This window comes from Aquimarina sp. AU119 (genome assembly GCF_900312735.1).
In the GTDB taxonomy this organism is placed as follows: Bacteria; Bacteroidota; Bacteroidia; order Flavobacteriales; family Flavobacteriaceae; genus Aquimarina; species Aquimarina algiphila.
This window is the reverse complement of record NZ_OMPF01000014.1, coordinates 137,374-153,372: the sequence shown is the minus strand read 5'-3', so window position 1 is coordinate 153,372 and position 15,999 is coordinate 137,374. Positions and strand designations below refer to the sequence as shown.

General features: G+C 33.2%; 18 protein-coding genes. 14 read left to right on the top strand and 4 right to left on the bottom strand.

Annotation, left to right across the window (positions count from 1 at the left end):
* The first annotated feature begins 274 nt into the window (after positions 1-274).
* From DK442_RS11550 to DK442_RS11535, 4 genes are all read left to right on the top strand, one after another.
* On the top strand, positions 275-1,216 hold the full coding sequence (locus DK442_RS11550; protein ID WP_160114137.1) for an AraC family transcriptional regulator: 942 nt from the start codon (positions 275-277) through the stop codon (positions 1,214-1,216).
* An 87-nt stretch (positions 1,217-1,303) separates the two neighbouring features.
* Positions 1,304-2,476, top strand: a complete 1,173-nt coding sequence (locus DK442_RS11545; RefSeq protein WP_109436037.1) for a PQQ-dependent sugar dehydrogenase — start codon at positions 1,304-1,306, stop codon at positions 2,474-2,476.
* A gap of 36 nt (positions 2,477-2,512) precedes the next feature.
* Positions 2,513-3,451, top strand: a complete 939-nt coding sequence (locus DK442_RS11540) for a nuclear transport factor 2 family protein (RefSeq protein WP_109436036.1) — start codon at positions 2,513-2,515, stop codon at positions 3,449-3,451.
* Between the two features lie 12 nt (positions 3,452-3,463).
* Positions 3,464-3,964: an ankyrin repeat domain-containing protein gene (locus DK442_RS11535; RefSeq protein WP_160114136.1), complete on the top strand. Its 501-nt coding sequence runs from the start codon at positions 3,464-3,466 to the stop codon at positions 3,962-3,964.
* On the opposite strand, the gene DK442_RS11530 is transcribed toward DK442_RS11535, so the two are convergent.
* From DK442_RS11530 to DK442_RS11520, 3 genes are read right to left on the bottom strand one after another with little or no spacing between them, the layout of a single operon-like run.
* Positions 3,957-5,348, bottom strand: coding sequence for an MATE family efflux transporter (locus DK442_RS11530; RefSeq protein ID WP_109436034.1), 1,392 nt, complete (start codon positions 5,346-5,348; stop codon positions 3,957-3,959). The two genes, DK442_RS11535 and DK442_RS11530, sit on opposite strands and share 8 nt — an antisense overlap.
* A complete protein-coding gene (gene hemH / locus DK442_RS11525; protein WP_109436033.1) occupies positions 5,348-6,385 on the bottom strand; it encodes a ferrochelatase in 1,038 nt (345 codons plus the stop codon). The genes DK442_RS11530 and hemH overlap by 1 nt, the downstream gene beginning before the upstream one ends.
* 12 nt (positions 6,386-6,397) lie before the next feature.
* Positions 6,398-6,955, bottom strand: a complete 558-nt coding sequence (locus DK442_RS11520) for a hypothetical protein (protein WP_109436032.1) — start codon at positions 6,953-6,955, stop codon at positions 6,398-6,400.
* A 232-nt stretch (positions 6,956-7,187) separates the two neighbouring features.
* Between DK442_RS11520 and DK442_RS28210 the strand changes: the two genes are divergently transcribed.
* Positions 7,188-7,355: a hypothetical protein gene (locus DK442_RS28210; RefSeq protein WP_160114135.1), complete on the top strand. Its 168-nt coding sequence runs from the start codon at positions 7,188-7,190 to the stop codon at positions 7,353-7,355.
* A 22-nt stretch (positions 7,356-7,377) separates the two neighbouring features.
* On the opposite strand, the gene DK442_RS11515 is transcribed toward DK442_RS28210, so the two are convergent.
* Complete coding sequence (locus tag DK442_RS11515) at positions 7,378-8,268, bottom strand: AraC family transcriptional regulator (protein WP_109436031.1); 891 nt, start codon at positions 8,266-8,268, stop codon at positions 7,378-7,380.
* 205 nt (positions 8,269-8,473) lie between these two features.
* Here DK442_RS11515 and hemA point away from each other — a divergent pair, with 205 nt between their 5' ends.
* The 9 genes from hemA (at position 8,474) to DK442_RS11470 (ending at position 15,998) form a co-directional block, all read left to right on the top strand.
* Positions 8,474-9,727, top strand: coding sequence for a glutamyl-tRNA reductase (hemA, locus tag DK442_RS11510; protein WP_109436030.1), 1,254 nt, complete (start codon positions 8,474-8,476; stop codon positions 9,725-9,727).
* A 2-nt stretch (positions 9,728-9,729) separates the two neighbouring features.
* Positions 9,730-10,641 carry a hydroxymethylbilane synthase gene (hemC, locus tag DK442_RS11505; protein WP_109436029.1) on the top strand — a complete coding sequence of 304 codons (912 nt, stop codon included), beginning with the start codon at positions 9,730-9,732 and terminating at the stop codon, positions 10,639-10,641.
* A gap of 1 nt (position 10,642) precedes the next feature.
* The gene (locus DK442_RS11500) at positions 10,643-11,302 is read left to right on the top strand and encodes a uroporphyrinogen-III synthase (RefSeq protein WP_235010946.1); all 660 of its coding nucleotides are present in this window, start codon (positions 10,643-10,645) and stop codon (positions 11,300-11,302) included.
* 105 nt (positions 11,303-11,407) lie between these two features.
* Positions 11,408-12,439 (top strand): uroporphyrinogen decarboxylase, encoded by a 1,032-nt coding sequence (gene hemE, locus DK442_RS11495; protein WP_109436028.1) that lies wholly within the window; start codon positions 11,408-11,410, stop codon positions 12,437-12,439.
* Positions 12,440-12,441: 2 nt separating this feature from the next.
* Positions 12,442-12,933, top strand: a complete 492-nt coding sequence (locus tag DK442_RS11490; RefSeq protein ID WP_109436027.1) for a hypothetical protein — start codon at positions 12,442-12,444, stop codon at positions 12,931-12,933.
* Positions 12,934-13,037: 104 nt separating this feature from the next.
* The gene (locus DK442_RS11485; protein ID WP_109436026.1) at positions 13,038-13,829 is read left to right on the top strand and encodes an EI24 domain-containing protein; all 792 of its coding nucleotides are present in this window, start codon (positions 13,038-13,040) and stop codon (positions 13,827-13,829) included.
* 41 nt (positions 13,830-13,870) lie between these two features.
* Positions 13,871-14,773: an oxygen-dependent coproporphyrinogen oxidase gene (gene hemF, locus DK442_RS11480; RefSeq protein WP_109436025.1), complete on the top strand. Its 903-nt coding sequence runs from the start codon at positions 13,871-13,873 to the stop codon at positions 14,771-14,773.
* 80 nt (positions 14,774-14,853) lie between these two features.
* On the top strand, positions 14,854-15,462 hold the full coding sequence (locus DK442_RS11475; RefSeq protein ID WP_109436024.1) for a hypothetical protein: 609 nt from the start codon (positions 14,854-14,856) through the stop codon (positions 15,460-15,462).
* Positions 15,463-15,593: 131 nt separating this feature from the next.
* Positions 15,594-15,998: a hypothetical protein gene (locus DK442_RS11470; RefSeq protein WP_109436023.1), complete on the top strand. Its 405-nt coding sequence runs from the start codon at positions 15,594-15,596 to the stop codon at positions 15,996-15,998.
* Position 15,999: the final 1 nt, after the last annotated feature.

Genomic DNA, 15,999 nt, shown 5'->3' with positions numbered 1-15,999 from the left:
ATGCTCAGCATTTGAAACTTCATCAAAACCTCAAACTATTCATTTTCAATTCATATTCTTTTTAAACATACTCTTAGCACTTTTTAGAAAAATTGTAATAAGTAGATTTGATGGGGCACTAAAGTCTGGAATTAAAAATTATTCCAAAAGATTTTCACGTAATTTTAACCTTACCTTATAAGATCATTCCTAATTTTGAAATATGGTCAAAGATGGTTTTATACTTGTTTTAAGCTGTTTGGGTTTAGCCCAAGCTCTATTCTTGTGTTTTTATTTGTTTACCCTTAAAAAAGGAAACAGAAAAGCCAATACATTTCTGGCATTTGTATTATTGGGATTAACCATAAGAATTACCAAATCGGTTTTTAATAATTATATGGTTCTTGATCCCTGGTATCGCAATCTTGGTATTTCAGGAATTTTATTGTCTGGTCCGTTTTTATGGTTTTATGGAAAAGCACTTCTAAACAAAAATGCCGTTTTTTCAAAGCTACATTATCTACACCTGATTCCGTTTGTACTTTTTGTTCTATGCAGTAAATTGATTCCCAATGTCAAAAATTTCGAATCCTACTTAAGTTATGGATTGGTAGTCTTTCATCTGGCCATTTATCTTATTTTATCTTGGACTTACATTTATAAAAGAAGGAAAGTCGCTAATCCTCAACTTTTAAAATGGTATCGTACGATTGTAATCGGAGCTTGTCTTATCTGGTGTTTTTATCTAAGTAATTTTATAGGATTCATCCCTTTTTATATTGGAGGAGCTATTCTTTATTCTATATTGGTTTATGGTTTTTCCTATTTATTATTAAAAAGACATGTTTTTGCATTAGAAAAATATAGCAAATCAACGATTGATCGTACTGCTTCAAAAAAATTACTTCAGCAAGTAAAGGAGATGTTTGAAGATCGGGAAGTGTATCTGAATCCAAGGATTTCACTACAAACCATAGCAGATAAACTATCGGTTACTACCAGAGAATTATCTCAGGTGATTAATGAAAATGAGCAAAAAAACTTTTCAGAATTTGTAAATCATTATCGAATAGAAAAAGCCAAGACTTTACTGATTAACCCCAATTATGCATTAGAGAAAATGGCTACTATTGCATATGATTGTGGCTTTGGTAATGTAACTTCTTTCAATTTGGCTTTTAAATCTGAAACTGGACGCACTCCTTCACAGTACAAAAATCAATTTAGTACGGTTTAAGATCTTTTTCGTTTTAAAGATCATGATTTTTAAAGGTTTTTAGTAGCATCTTTTGGATTTTGCGGTCAGAATTCAAAATCAAAAAACATGAACAGAGTAATCCTCTTATTGCTTTTAGGAACACTAAGTTGTAGTAAAGTCGAAAAACCTATTCAGACTATTTCTTCAAAAACATCTCCTGTAAAAGAAACTATAATTGATAGTCTTAATCATCCATGGAGTATTGCTTTTTTATCAGAAGATGAAGTTTTAGTATCCGAAAAAGATGGAGGTCTTTTAAAAGTAAATTTAATTTCTAAGAAGAAAGAAATCATAAAAGGATTTCCCAAAGACCTTACTGATAGTCTAAGAGTAGTGTACAGAGGAGATAATTCGGGTATTTTTGAAGTGGTATTAGATCCAGATTTCAATAGTAACAAACATATTTACCTTTCTTATGCAGCCAAACAAAAAGGCAAAGGAAGTGCTACCAAAGTGGTTCGTGCTGTACTGGAGAATGACTCTTTAATCAATATTAAAACCTTACTAGAAGCTGGACCTTTTACAAGAGAATATTTTCACTACGGAGGAGGAATGACATTTGGTCCTGATCATAAGCTATACATTACAATGGGAGAGCGATTGTTTAAAGAAATTGATGAACCCAAAATACCAATTGCTCAGGATGTAACAGACAAACGAGGTAAAATCTATAGAATAAATTCTGATGGAAGTATCCCAAAGGATAATCCAGATTTTGGTGCAACAGCTATTCCGGGTATTTATGCAGCGGGAATTAGAGCAGCACAAGGAATAACAGTACAACCAGAAACTGGAAATATTTGGTTTAGCGAACATGGTACTCGTCAGGGTGACGAAATCAACTTGTTAACTCCGGGAGCAAATTATGGATGGCCAATCATTACTACTGGTGGTTATCGAAGTCGGGATTATGTTCCTCCCAGACTTGAAGGAGCGTCCTTTACAGATCCTGTTTGGTACTGGAAACATACCGTGGCTCCAACCGGACTTATGTTTTATACGGGAGATGAATTTCTAGAATGGAAAAATGATTTATTGGTTCCAGGACTATCTGGAGGTAGCCTTTGGCGATTTAGAATAGAAAATAAAAGTATAAAAAGTGCAGAAGAATTATTTGTTGATGATAGAGTGCGCTCAAGAAAAATAGCGCAAAGCCCAAATGGAAAACTCTATATGTTGACCGATGAAGATCAGGGTAAGATAGTACGGATAAAGAATAGTGTCACTATTCATGAATGATTTCCAATCAAATTTGTGTGTAACTAAAATTTAGAAATGAAAAAAATAGCTTTTATATTACTATTAATTGTGCAGGTTTCCTTAGCACAAGAAAAAAATAAAATTGACAATTATACTGTTCAACGTCTATTGATTTTTAATGAAAACAATGAAGTCTTATTACAAAATAATGAATATGGGTGGTCTACACCAGGGATAAGGAATAATACAAGACAATCTATTAAAGAATCACTTGATAGTTTAGCTTCCAAATTTGGATTAAAAATATCAGAACATCAACTAAAGGGACTTTTTACATATAAATATGAATTTAAGAATGAAGTATCATATCGTAGTCATTATTCTGCAAAGATGAATGGAGGTATATTGAAAACACCATCAGATATGAAGCAAGCAGAGTGGTTTTCTATTTCAGAGGCTATAGAAAAGATATCTAATCCTAAAACAGGAGTATCCGTAAGATCTTTTTCTGAAATGACTACTCAAATATTTAAATTTCCAGAAATGTTATGGGGAGGTTCATACTTACTTTATCAGGACGCTAATGGTGTCGTGAGAGATCGTAAGGTTTTAGAACCAATATATCCTTTGGGTAAAACTTCTTTTGAAACCAATGAAGAAGATCAAATTAGAACTACAATCAATGCGTATCTTGAAGGGACTTCATATAATAAAACAGAATCTATTAAACAGGCTTTTTATGCAGAAGCAAATTTGTTCCTCACGCATAAAGACAAAAAACTATGGATCGTACCTATACAAGAGTATGCATCTTGGTTTGAAAAGAAAGAAGAAGGCAAATTTAATGGACGAATTGGAAAAATATTATCTATAGATCAAGAAAATGATATTGCGATGGCAAAAGCCGAAATTAAGGCTAAAGGAAAAGACATACGATATGTAGATATTTTTTTGCTAAAAAAAATTGAAGGAGAGTGGAAGATTATTAGTAAAGCTGCAACAAAAACGAACTAAAACAAAAACCAGATGGACAGAAAAACATTTATTAGAAACTCATTGGGAGGGATTGCTTTAGCAACTGCAACTCCACATTTAATCTACTCAGAATCTATACAAAATCCAGATCCAGTCGATGTTAAACTGGTAAAAGAATTTGTGTCGGCAGGTCACGGGGATATTAAAAAAGTAAAAGAAATGTTGGCAGAACAACCCAATTTAATATATAGTCGTTATGATTGGGGAAATGGAGATTTTGAAGAAGCTATTGAAGGAGCTGGCCATGTAGGCAATAAAGAGGTTGCAGAATATTTAATCTCTCAAGGAGCCAGGGTTAACCTTTTTGTGTTAATAATGCTTGGCAAGATAGAATTGGTAAAGCCGATTTTGGAAATGTATCCAGATTTGATTTTTGCTAAAGGACCTCATGGTTTTACTTTGTTGCATCATGCCAAAGTTGGAGCTCAAAATGAATTTTATGACTATTTAATTGACAAAGGGTTGAATAAAATGCAGATAGAAATCAGGTAGTTTTTGTAACTGAAAGCTTTGTTCGTATTTCTCGGTTTAAAAAATACCCGGTAACAATTGTGGATAGTATATCTGCAACGGGGAAGGAGATCCAAACTCCGAGCTCCCCATAAAATTTTGGAAGTATAAGAATCAAAGGGACAAAAAAGAATCCTTGCCTGGATAGTGTAAGTAGTAAAGCCGGAATTGCTTTTCCCGCTGCCTGAAAATAAGCAGCACCGATAAGCTGAAGGGCTATAATTGGGGTAGCTGCAAAAACCCACCGCATGGGCGTTGAAGTATGAGATAAAACAAATTGATTTAATGCTAATTCTTTAGGGGCTAAATTAGGATCGTTACTCAAAAATAAAGAAGTAATTTCTGATGGAAAGATCATTAACCCAATAAAAACTAATGTTGCTACAATTGCTGCATAAGTAATTGCAGTATTTATAGTTTCACGTACACGCTGGTATTGTTGAGCACCATAATTATACCCTGCAATAGGTAAAAACCCTTGGGTAACTCCAAAAACAGGGAATAAAGCAAACATAAGCATTCTCCCAATGATAGCATATACGGCTACTAGACCTTCTTGTCCTATATCAAACAAGATATTATTCATCAATAAATAGGTGACACTTACTACAGCTTGTCTAGAGAGCGTTACTCCTCCTAGTTTGGCAATTTCAGAAACAATATCCTTTTGTAACTTAAGGTGACGAAAACTAATCTTAAGCTCGGAGTTTTTTGAAGAAAAAAACCAAAAAATGTATAAGAAACATGCTAAGTACGAACCTGTGGTTGCCCAAGCTGCTCCATGCATTCCCATATCTAATACTTTTATAAGAATGTAATCTAGAAGTAAATTACTGATCGTCGGGATAATCATTGCAGTCATCGCAAATTTTGGTTTGCCTTCTGCTCTGATCACAGTATTACCCATCATTGCAAATCCAAGAATAGGGACTCCATATAAAAGGATGGTATAATAAATCTTTGCAGGTTCAAAAATATCACCTTTCCCTCCAAATCTTGGAATAATGTCGTCAACAAAGATTAGTCCCAGAACTACTAGGGAAACCATAAATAGAAATCCCAGAGAAATCTGATTTCCGAAGGTTCTTAAAGCTTTTTCTCTAGTGTCTGCTCCTAAAGCACGTGAAATAATACTAGAACCTCCTACGCCAATAGACATGCCTATTGCTCCGATAAAAAAAGATACAGGCAGTACAACATTGATAGAAGCAAATGCAATAGAGCCTATCCAATTCCCTACAAAAATAGAATCGATAAGAATATTAAGAGACATTACTAATATTCCAATAGAAGCAGGAACAGCTTGTTTGATAAGCAATTTTCCAATAGGTTCATTTCCTAGGGCTTCAGAGGAGACTTTTGCCATTATACAAGTTGGGTTTTTACTGAAACCCACTCATTAATCCAGTTAGCTACAACTTCTGCCCAATCATCCCGATCATTAAGACAAGGAATAGTAGTAAATTCTTTACCTCCAACTTCGTGAAATATTTCTTCTCCTTCCATCGCAATTTCTTCTAATGTTTCTAAGCAGTCTGAAACAAAAGCAGGAGTTACAATAGCCATTTTTTTAATACCTTCTTTTCCCATTCGTTCGATGGTACGATCGGTATAAGGTTTTAACCATGGATCAAAACCTAAACGAGATTGAAATGAAGTAGAATAAGTTCCGTTTTTAAGTCCTAGTTTTTTAGCTACTTGCACCGTTGTCATCTCACATTGATGACGATAACAGAACTCGTGTTGCTTTGATCCTTTTTTAAAGCAACATTTTCCATCCATTTTACAGTTCCCATTACTAATATCACTCTTTCTTATATGCCTTTCGGGTACTCCGTGATAGCTAAATAAAAGATGTTCATATTCAATACCTTCTAGATGTTCTTTAATGCTGCCAGAAAGGACTTCGATATACTCAGGTTTGTTATAAAAAGCAGGAACATCCGTAATTTTCATATTGGGGAAATGCTCTGCCCGTAACTCTTCTGCCAGTACCAGAATAGTCTCAGTGGTAGCCATTGCAAACTGAGGGTATAAAGGTACTATCATAACTTCATTAACACCTTTATCATGCAATTCTTGCAATCCTTTTTTGATACTCATTGCTCCATAACGCATAGCCAAACCTATCGGGACAGACGTGCGATCGGCGACTTTTTTTTGCAATCTTTCAGATAATACGATAAGAGGAGAACCTTCTTTCCACCATATTTTTTTATATGCTGCGGCAGATTTTTTTGGTCTGGTATTTAGAATTATTCCTTTTACCAGTAAGGTTCGTGCCCAAAGAGGAACATCAATTACTCTGGGGTCCATTAAAAACTCACCAAGGTATTTTTTCACATCTTTTGGGTCAGTACTGTCTGGTGACCCAAGATTAACGAGGAGAACTCCTTTACTCATAGTATTTCTTTTTCAGAAAACAAAAATACGAACTATTAGGAGGATTGGTAATAAAAAGATGATAAGACTTATCAATACAAATATAGAGAACCTAAGTACTAATGAAAAAGAAGGTTTTGTATTATGATGAATGTCAATTAGGGTTTTAGATTTTAGTTCTTCCAGAGATAAAGAAAGAAGATCTTTTTTGCTGAGATTGAGGCTAATAATTCCTTTTGTACTAGCACCTTTACTAAATCCAAGGAATAATTGTTTTGGATACGTGAATACTCCAATAAAAAAAGCTGTAAAAGAAAATACCCAAGCCATATAATGAGTTCCTAATCCAGTAGAGATTTCCCATCCAGTTATAAACACTTCGTCACTCCATTTTGTAGATTTATTATGTAGTAAATGATGAAGATCATGTATATAGAGTATTTCTTGTCTTCCTTTTGGATTTGGAAGAGGTATTTTTATCACTTTGAAGTCGAACCATGCAATTTTATTGTAGGCATTACCATCTTCACCAAAATTGTTATCTGTATAAAACTCTTGTAGGATTTCTTTTAAATTAGGAGAAGAAGGCATATAGAGCTTTGAAATTTAATAGATTAATGTAAAGATACGTATGAAGAATTTATAATTACGTTAAATTGTAACAAACTGAAAGTCGAGTAATTTTATTTTTAGTATTTTTAAATGATTAAAAAGCAAAGATGAAACCGACTCAATTAAAATAATATCTAGTGTTGTGTACTAAATGTTTATTTTAATTGTTAAAGTTTCCATGTGATGGTTAACAAACAAAATAAAAAAACACATGAAACGAATAATTGTGGATGTCGAAAAAGAGAAATTATCTTTTGTTTTGGAACTTCTAGAACAATTTGATTTTGTATCGGTTTTGGCTGATGCCTCTGATGATGATCAGGGGATGTATGATTCTATAGTATCCTTACAAAAAGGTGTTGGGATTCCTAAAGAGTAATATCTAATTAGTAATGACAATATTAGTTTAGGCTCATTACATATTTTTTTGGAGTAGTGCCGAATTTCTTTTTAAACGCGGCAATGAAATGACTTGCCGTACTGTAGCCTACTTTTAGTCCAACTTCATTTACATTATGACTTCCTGAAGCTAATAGTTGTCTGGCGACTTCCATTTTGTAGTCAAATAAGAATGTATATACTGGTTCGCCATAGATTTGTTTGAAACCATCTTTAAGTTTTTTTAATGAAAGTCCAATTTCGTTGGATAATTCTTGTAATGTAGGGGGTTCTGCCATACGAGCGATAATGATCTCTTTGGCTTTTCGAATCTTTAATACATTTTCTTCATCTACTAAGAAAGGACACTGTTCTATATCTGCATTTTCTGGCCTGTTAAAGTAAAGACTTAGTAATTCGTAAGCTTTTCCTTTAAAATATAATAGTTTAATAGATTTATGTAGGCTATAATTCATGATTTGATTTAAAACTACAGCCATCGCAGGAGAAATTATTGCATCGGTATAATATTTTTTATCGCGATTACCTTCTCCAAGAAACGGAATATAGTCTGCTTCTCTGGAAAATAAAGAGTGAAACTTTTTTATAGAAATAAGAACTGTAATTAACCAGGAATCATTTTCCATTTCGAGATTCATTGGTAAATCGCGTTGAGGATTGTAAAGTAAAAGTGAATTCTCTTCAGTTAAACTGATGGCATAACTACCATTGTTAAAATTAAATTTTACAGCCCCTTTTACACAGAAATGAAATTGAATATAACTACTGTTGATTTCTCTTATAACACACTGATCATCATTGGTTTCGTTCTGAAATTTTAGAATATGAAAACCATCTTCAATCTGAGTTTCTTCCAAAATCCCTGGAGCGTTATTTTTCAATTCAATTTCCATAATTACTAATTTTTTTAATTTAGAATTAATCTAAACTATCGCTATGAGTTTTACATAATCATAACAAAAATAAGGGTTTTCGGGAGTTTTTGATATAAAAAATGTCAAAAATACCATTTTCCGTTACTTATTGTTCTTCTAGCGTTACTTTATAATGCATTTGTAAATTAGTTTTGTTCTCAATAAATTAAGGAATAGGATTTACATGGAGCCCCAAATGCGAGCTATAGGAAAATATTTTTATGCAATTGGCCTCAGTTATAAAAAAGCTGATGCCGAAGTTAGGGGTAACTTTAGTATCAATGATGAGGCTAAAAACAATATTCTTAGACAAGCCAACAATGAAGGAATTCCTTCTTTAGTTGTAATTTCTACCTGCAATAGGACAGAATTATATGGTTTTGCAGAACATCCTTTTCAGTTAATTAAATTACTTTGTGAACATACACATGGTACTGTCGAAGAATTTGAGAAAGTAGCGTATGTTCATAAAAATACTGCCGCCGTTTCACACCTTTTTAAAGTAGGAACTGGCTTGGATAGCCAGATTCTTGGTGACTTTGAAATTATTAGTCAAATAAAAAATGGTTTTAAACAATCCAAAAAGGAGAATATGGTGAATCCTTTCATGGAGCGTTTGGTCAATGCGGTTATTCAGGCTAGTAAACGCATTAAAAATGAAACTGAAATTTCTAGCGGTGCAACCTCAGTGAGTTTTGCAGCAGTACAATATATTCTTGCTAGAGTTCCTCATGTATCTGATAAGAATTTATTACTTTTTGGCACGGGTAAAATAGGGAGAAACACTTGCGAAAACTTGGTTAAACATACCAAAAATGAGCATATTGTTCTTATTAACAGAACCAAAGATAAAGCAGAGAAAATAGCAGGTAAGTTTAATCTTTTGGTAAAAGAATATGCTAATATTCAGTCAGAAATTAAGAATTCTGACGTTCTTATTGTAGCAACAGGAGCTCAAAAGCCTACAATATCTAAACAGTTAATTCATTCTGATAAGCCATTATTAATTCTTGACTTATCAATCCCTCGCAATGTAGCTCTTGATGTAACAGAATTACCAAATGTAACATTAGTACATCTGGATGATTTATCAAAAATGACAGATAGGACATTACGTAGAAGAAAAGAACACATCCCTCAAGCAGAAAGCATTATCGAGGAAATAAAAGCAGAATTTGATAGCTGGTTAGAGACTAGAAAATTTGCTCCTACCATCAAAGCACTAAAGAATAAACTGATTACGTTAAAAGAAGCAGAGATTAATTTGCAGCGAAAGAAATATTCAGATTTTGATGAGGAACATGCAGATATAGTGAGTAATCGAATTATTCAAAAAATCACCAATCATTTTGCAAATCATCTCAAGAACGAACATACTTCGGCAGATGAGAGCATAGAACTGATTCAAAAAGTTTTCCAACTACATCAAAATAAATAGTCTTGGCTAAAACAATTCGTATAGGTACAAGGGATAGTGAATTAGCACTTTGGCAAGCTAACACAGTACAAAAATATCTTGAAGATTTAGGGTATGAAACCAAAATTGTTGCAGTAAAATCGATGGGTGATATCGTTTTGGATAAACCACTTTACGAATTAGGAATTACAGGAATTTTTACAAAAACGTTAGATGTAGCCATGTTAAATGGTGATGTTGATATTGCAGTACATTCTATGAAGGATGTTCCGACAGCGTTGCCCAAAGGAATTGTCGAAGGTGCCGTTTTGGAACGAGCAAATGTAAATGATATTCTGGTACATAAAGGGTTAGATTTTCTACAAAAAGATGGTGTCATTGCCACAGGTAGTCTTAGACGTAAAGCACAATGGCTTCATAAATATAATAAACATACCGTTGTTGATTTAAGAGGAAATGTAAATACAAGGATGCAGAAGCTTACCGATAGTGATTGGAACGGAGCTATATTTGCAGCTGCCGGGTTAGAACGCATTAATCTAAAACCGGAACATTTTATCGATTTAAATTGGATGATTCCGGCACCAGCACAAGGAGCGATGCTAGCAGTTGCAAAAGAAGAAGATACATATTGTAGAGAAGCATTATCAAAATTGAATCATAGTACTTCTGAAATTTGTGTACATATAGAGCGCGAGTTTCTAAGAGAATTAGAAGGAGGATGTACAGCGCCCATTGGAGCATTGGCAGTAATGAAGAAAGAAACAATTGATTTTACAGGAGCTTTGTTTAGCCTTGATGGAAGTCGCAAAATTGAAGTGATCAAGCAGGTTGATATTGGTGATAAACAAGACTTTGGTAAAAAGTGCGCGCAGGAAATATTGAATAATGGAGGAAGAGAATTAATGAAGGAGATAAAAGCAGAAATGAAATAGATTGAATATCTCAGCAACCATATTATCTGCAAAAAAACTAACCACACCTCAAAAAGAGTTATTACTTAATGCAGGAGTTCGTTTTGTAGAATATGACCCTATACAGATCGAACTTTTGAATGTTGAAATCAAACAGCAAATTCAAAATGCAATTTTTACGAGCAAAAATGCAGTAAAAGCAATTCAAAATGCTAAAATCAATATTCAGAATTGTTTTTGTGTCGGTGCAACGACCAAAAAGCTTTTAGAAGGAAATGGACAAAATGTGGTAGAAACTGCTCAAAATGCAATAGAATTAGCCGAAATCATTGTAAAAAAGTATAAAAGTGAATCTTTTTTGTTTTTCTGTGGAAATTTGAGAAGAGATGAGTTACCAGAATATTTGAACCAAAATAATGTACATCTGGATGAACAGATAGTATATAAGACACATCAAACAGCTATTAAATTTAACCGTTCATTTGATGGGATTCTATTTTTTAGCCCTTCTGGAATTCAAAGTTACGTTTCAGAAAACAGTATTGGAGAGAGTATTTCCTTTTGTATAGGAAGTACAACTGCTTCAGAAGCTAAAAAATATACAAATGATATTATTATAGCAAATAAACCTACAGTAGAGAATGTGATAGTTCAAGCTGTAAAATATTTTAATAATAAATGAATTATTCTTCTGGCACTTCGTCTACGCTCAGTATAGACTCCAGCCAGAATCTATTTAAAAATATAAAAACAAAATAGCCTATTAATTTAGGATAACATATATAAGATGACACAGCTAAAAAACGATCTATTTCTAAGAGCATTAAAAGGAGAAACGGTAGAACGACCACCAGTATGGATGATGCGTCAGGCAGGGAGATACCTGCCAGAGTTTAGAGCTTTAAAAGCAAAATATGATTTTTTTACTCGTTGTAGAACTCCAGAATTGGCTTCTGAAATAACAGTACAACCTATTGATATTATTGGCCCTGATGCAGCTATTTTGTTTAGTGATATTTTGGTGATTCCTCAAGCTATGAATATTGAAGTTGAGATGAAAGACGGTATTGGACCTTGGTTGCCAAATCCTATTCGATCTTTAAAAGATGTAGAGCAAGTTGTTGTCCCTGATGTGTATGAAGAACTTGGATATGTTATGGACGCTATTAAACTTACTAAAGAGCAACTTGACAATCGTGTTCCTTTAATCGGTTTTGCGGGTTCACCATGGACAATCTTATGTTATGCAGTGCAAGGTCAAGGGTCTAAGAATTTTGATAAAGCCAAAGAACTTTGTTTTGCACAACCAAAGGCAGCGCATCAATTATTACAAAAGATTACAGATACAACAATAGCATATCTAAAAGCAAAAGTGGCTGCTGGAGTAAATGCAGTGCAAATATTTGATAGTTGGGGAGGGATGTTATCTCCTGTAGATTATCAGGAGTTCTCCTGGAAATATATTCAACAAATTGTAGATGCATTAAAAGATGAAACCGAAGTTATTGTTTTTGGAAAAGGATGCTGGTTTGCTTTACAGGAAATGGCAAACTCTGGAGCCTCGGCATTGGGAGTAGACTGGACCTGTTCTGCCCGTAATGCACGATATCTTACAGGTGGTAATATCACATTACAGGGTAATTTTGATCCTTCTAGATTATTATCTCCACCAGCCGATATCAAAAAGATGGTGAAACAGATGATTGATGCCTTTGGTAAAGATAAATATATAGCTAATTTGGGGCACGGAATTTTACCTAATATACCTGTAGAAAACGCACAAGCATTTGTAGATGCTGTAAAGGAGTATGGGATGTAGGTATGAATGTCTGGAATGTAATAAGAGGATTAAGTATTCGTCAAATTTTTAGACTTGCACGCATATTAATTTTACAACCTTTATTGATTTATCCAACATTAAAAGCGACTAGGCAAACCATAAAGGTTTGTGATTTACTATATCAAAAAAAGCATCATAAAAACGGAAAAGCAAACGCTTTTCGACATGGGCTATGGAACCTGTTGATATGTCAGAGAACGTTCAGGGTTACAAAAAGCAGAGAAAAATCTATAATCTGGGCCAAAAAAATAACTGATCTACACGAAAAACTGGCGCCTAATGATCCATTAGAAACTGCAATGGATTTACATAATAATGAAATTGGAAGAGCTATTTTCTATGCTATGATTGATAATTCTGAAGAAGAAATGATAGCCGTTTTAAAAGAAAACACAAAAAATGCTAAAAAAATAATTGAGATAGATAGTATACTAGATCATAAAAAGGATTTGGTTTATCTTTCGGAAGATTAATAAAGCATTTAGTGAATATTGAAACAAAATTTACTAAAAGTGTACTTATAAAAGTAAATGATCAATCTGTACTGGATTTATTTCAGTATCAAAAATAGTTATTTATGTTCAAGAACATTTTCAACGGAATCAAAGCTTATTTTGGAACATTTAAACTCATTTCACAACTTGGGTTATGGAAATATTTTGCAATTCCTATCTTAATTAGTGTTGTTACAGGATTATCTTTTGTAGCACTGGCATACTTCTTTTCAGATAATCTTGGTGCGTTCATATCACAAATTTGGGTATGGGAATGGGGAGCAGAGACTTTTGCAACCATTAGCACATACTTAGGAGGCTTTTTGATATTAGTTTTAGGGTTGATATTATACAAGCATATAGTAATGGCATTATCTGCCCCATTTATGAGTCCTGTTTCAGAAAAGGTAGAAAACCACCTTTTAGGCCAAACAGAACATGTACATCGTGAGACTTCTTTTAGACAACAACTATTAAGGGGTATTCGGATTAACCTACGAAACTTATCCAAAGAATTATTGTTTATGATTCCACTGGTTATTCTAAGTTTTATACCTGTGATAGGAATTGTATTTACCATATTGATCTTTCTAATACAAGCCTATTATGTAGGGTTTGGTAATATGGATTATACTATGGAGCGCCATTTTAACTACAAAGAAAGCATTCAGTTTGTAAGAAAAAACAGAGGAGTAGCTATCGGTAACGGAATCGTATTTGTATTGATGCTCTTTATACCAATATTAGGATTTATCATCACCTTACCTATTTCTGTAGTAGCAGCCTCCACAGAAACTGTTAAGATTTTAGAAGAAAAGAAACTGATAGCAATAAAAGATAATACCTCAGAAAAACCTAAAGAAATTAAAGAATAGATTTTCACAGTGGTGAGAATAGTATAAAACTAATTTTACGAATGAGAGAAAAATTTTATCAATATATACAAGAACTTCAGGATACCATTACCTCTAAGTTAGAACACATTGATGGTAAAGTTAAATTTAAAGAAGATCTTTGGGAAAGGCCAGAAGGAGGAGGAGGTAGAACACGTGTCATAGAAAATGGAAATGTATTCGAAAAAGGAGGAGTTAATATCTCTGGTGTACACGGTGCTTTGCCAAAGGCCATGCAAAGTTATTTTAATGTAGGTGATGTAGACTTTTTTGCCTGTGGCCTCTCACTAGTCTTACATCCTAAGAACCCTATGGTGCCTACAGTACATGCTAATTGGAGATACTTTGAAATGTATGATAAAACAGGGGCTATAGTGGATAGTTGGTTTGGAGGAGGCCAGGATCTAACACCATATTATCTATTTGAAGAAGATGCTAAGCATTTTCATCAAGTTTGCAAAAGATCTTGTGATCTGCATAACCCAGATTTTTATACTACTTATAAAAAGAAATGTGATGAGTATTTTTATAATGCACATCGAGAAGAAGGAAGAGGTATAGGTGGGTTATTTTTTGACTATTGTAAAGCAAATGATGAAATGTCAATAGAAAACTGGTATGATTTTGTAACTGAGGTAGGTAACAGTTTTTTAGACGCATATATACCAATTGTCGAAAAAAGAAAAGAAATATCTTACACTCCAGAACAAAGAGATTGGCAAGAAATCAGACGTGGTAGATATGTAGAATTTAACCTGGTTCATGATAAAGGAACATTGTTCGGACTTAGGACTAATGGGAGGATAGAGAGTATTTTGATGAGTCTTCCGCCACATGTACAATGGCGATATGATCATGTGCCGAAACCGGAAAGTGAAGAGGAAAAATTGGTTAAAGTGCTCAAAAATCCGGTTGAATGGTCGTAAATTGATTTTTTTTTATTATCTTGCAAGACAATTACTTATGCCCTTAAGATACATGTTAGACAATTTAACACAAATGCCTTATGAAAAAATTTCTACTATTGACGATTACCGCACTACTTTTAGTAGGGTGTGAACTAATTCCTGAAAAAAAGGAGGGGTTCTCTAAATTTTCAAAAAATAAGATCGAATTTAAGAATAATACGATTGTTCTTACAAGCGATTATGTAAAAGCTACACCAGAAGAATTTAGAACAAGATTAGATTCTTTAAAAGACAAACCTAAATTTAAAACGGTTGCTTTACAGGAATTAAAAAAAGTAGAAGATAAAAAAGTAGATTTTGAACTTTTTATTGACGATACAAATGTAGAGAATTACGTATTTATTTATACTTGTGACTTCTATCAATTTGATGAGCATAGAGCCGCTAGAGTCGTGCAATCGCTTAGTGATCAATTACAAGATGAAGCCAATATTCAAGAAGTGAAATACAAAAGAATTCATGGTCGATTTTTCTTTACGCCAACTTCTAAAGTTGTAAAATTAAAATATTTAAAAGCGTATAAAAAAGACAGAAAATTTCAAACAGAATATATAATTTCTTCAAAATCTGGAGGGATTGGATTACTAATTAGTAATCTGGAAGATATCGATTTTGAAGGTTCTGTAAAACGATTAGCTTCAAAATAATACAAGTGCCTGGTCGTTTTTAACGATAAATCATAATATTATATACCGTATTTAGACAAACTGATGTCTAATTACGGTATTTTTATGTGTATTTAATAGTAATCTTTCGACTAACTAAAAAAAGATTAGGAATGCCGAGAATTATACTACTTCTATTTTTGATATGCACAATAAGCTGTGCACGTAGCGTAGAACCTACTGTAGAACATATCAACACTATATTTGCTTCAAAAGATTTTACTTTTCAATTTAATCGTTTAGATGGTAGACAAGAGTCATTAAGTTTTAGAAATGATTATTTAGTGTATAAAAGTGATAAGCCTACATTTCGACGAGAGGTAAGTTATGATGAAGTACTTTTAATCAATGATTTTATCCAGAAAATTGTTAACCTTCATTCTCATACATTAGATCCAGAAACTTCATCACATTATGTCATAAAAAATACAGCGTATAAAGTTATTATTGTCCCTGAGCAGGAAGACCTTTATTTTGATGCTTTGATTAAAACACTACGATTGGATAAGGTAAAATGAT

Excerpts from the sequence above, each read along its gene's own strand:
- DK442_RS11520 (WP_109436032.1), bottom strand. The coding sequence starts at position 6,955 with ATGCCTTCTTCTCCTAATTTAAAAGAAATCCTACAAGAGTTTTATACA.
- DK442_RS11535 (WP_160114136.1), top strand. The coding sequence starts at position 3,464 with ATGGACAGAAAAACATTTATTAGAAACTCATTGGGAGGGATTGCTTTA.
- DK442_RS11515 (WP_109436031.1), bottom strand. The coding sequence starts at position 8,268 with ATGGAAATTGAATTGAAAAATAACGCTCCAGGGATTTTGGAAGAAACT.
- DK442_RS11485 (WP_109436026.1), top strand. The coding sequence starts at position 13,038 with ATGTTCAAGAACATTTTCAACGGAATCAAAGCTTATTTTGGAACATTT.
- DK442_RS11490 (WP_109436027.1), top strand. The coding sequence starts at position 12,442 with ATGAATGTCTGGAATGTAATAAGAGGATTAAGTATTCGTCAAATTTTT.
- DK442_RS11540 (WP_109436036.1), top strand. The coding sequence starts at position 2,513 with ATGAAAAAAATAGCTTTTATATTACTATTAATTGTGCAGGTTTCCTTA.
- DK442_RS28210 (WP_160114135.1), top strand. The coding sequence starts at position 7,188 with ATGAAACGAATAATTGTGGATGTCGAAAAAGAGAAATTATCTTTTGTT.
- hemH (WP_109436033.1), bottom strand. The coding sequence starts at position 6,385 with ATGAGTAAAGGAGTTCTCCTCGTTAATCTTGGGTCACCAGACAGTACT.
- DK442_RS11530 (WP_109436034.1), bottom strand. The coding sequence starts at position 5,348 with ATGGCAAAAGTCTCCTCTGAAGCCCTAGGAAATGAACCTATTGGAAAA.
- DK442_RS11475 (WP_109436024.1), top strand. The coding sequence starts at position 14,854 with ATGAAAAAATTTCTACTATTGACGATTACCGCACTACTTTTAGTAGGG.
- hemA (WP_109436030.1), top strand. The coding sequence starts at position 8,474 with ATGGAGCCCCAAATGCGAGCTATAGGAAAATATTTTTATGCAATTGGC.
- hemF (WP_109436025.1), top strand. The coding sequence starts at position 13,871 with ATGAGAGAAAAATTTTATCAATATATACAAGAACTTCAGGATACCATT.
- DK442_RS11470 (WP_109436023.1), top strand. The coding sequence starts at position 15,594 with ATGCCGAGAATTATACTACTTCTATTTTTGATATGCACAATAAGCTGT.
- DK442_RS11545 (WP_109436037.1), top strand. The coding sequence starts at position 1,304 with ATGAACAGAGTAATCCTCTTATTGCTTTTAGGAACACTAAGTTGTAGT.
- hemE (WP_109436028.1), top strand. The coding sequence starts at position 11,408 with ATGACACAGCTAAAAAACGATCTATTTCTAAGAGCATTAAAAGGAGAA.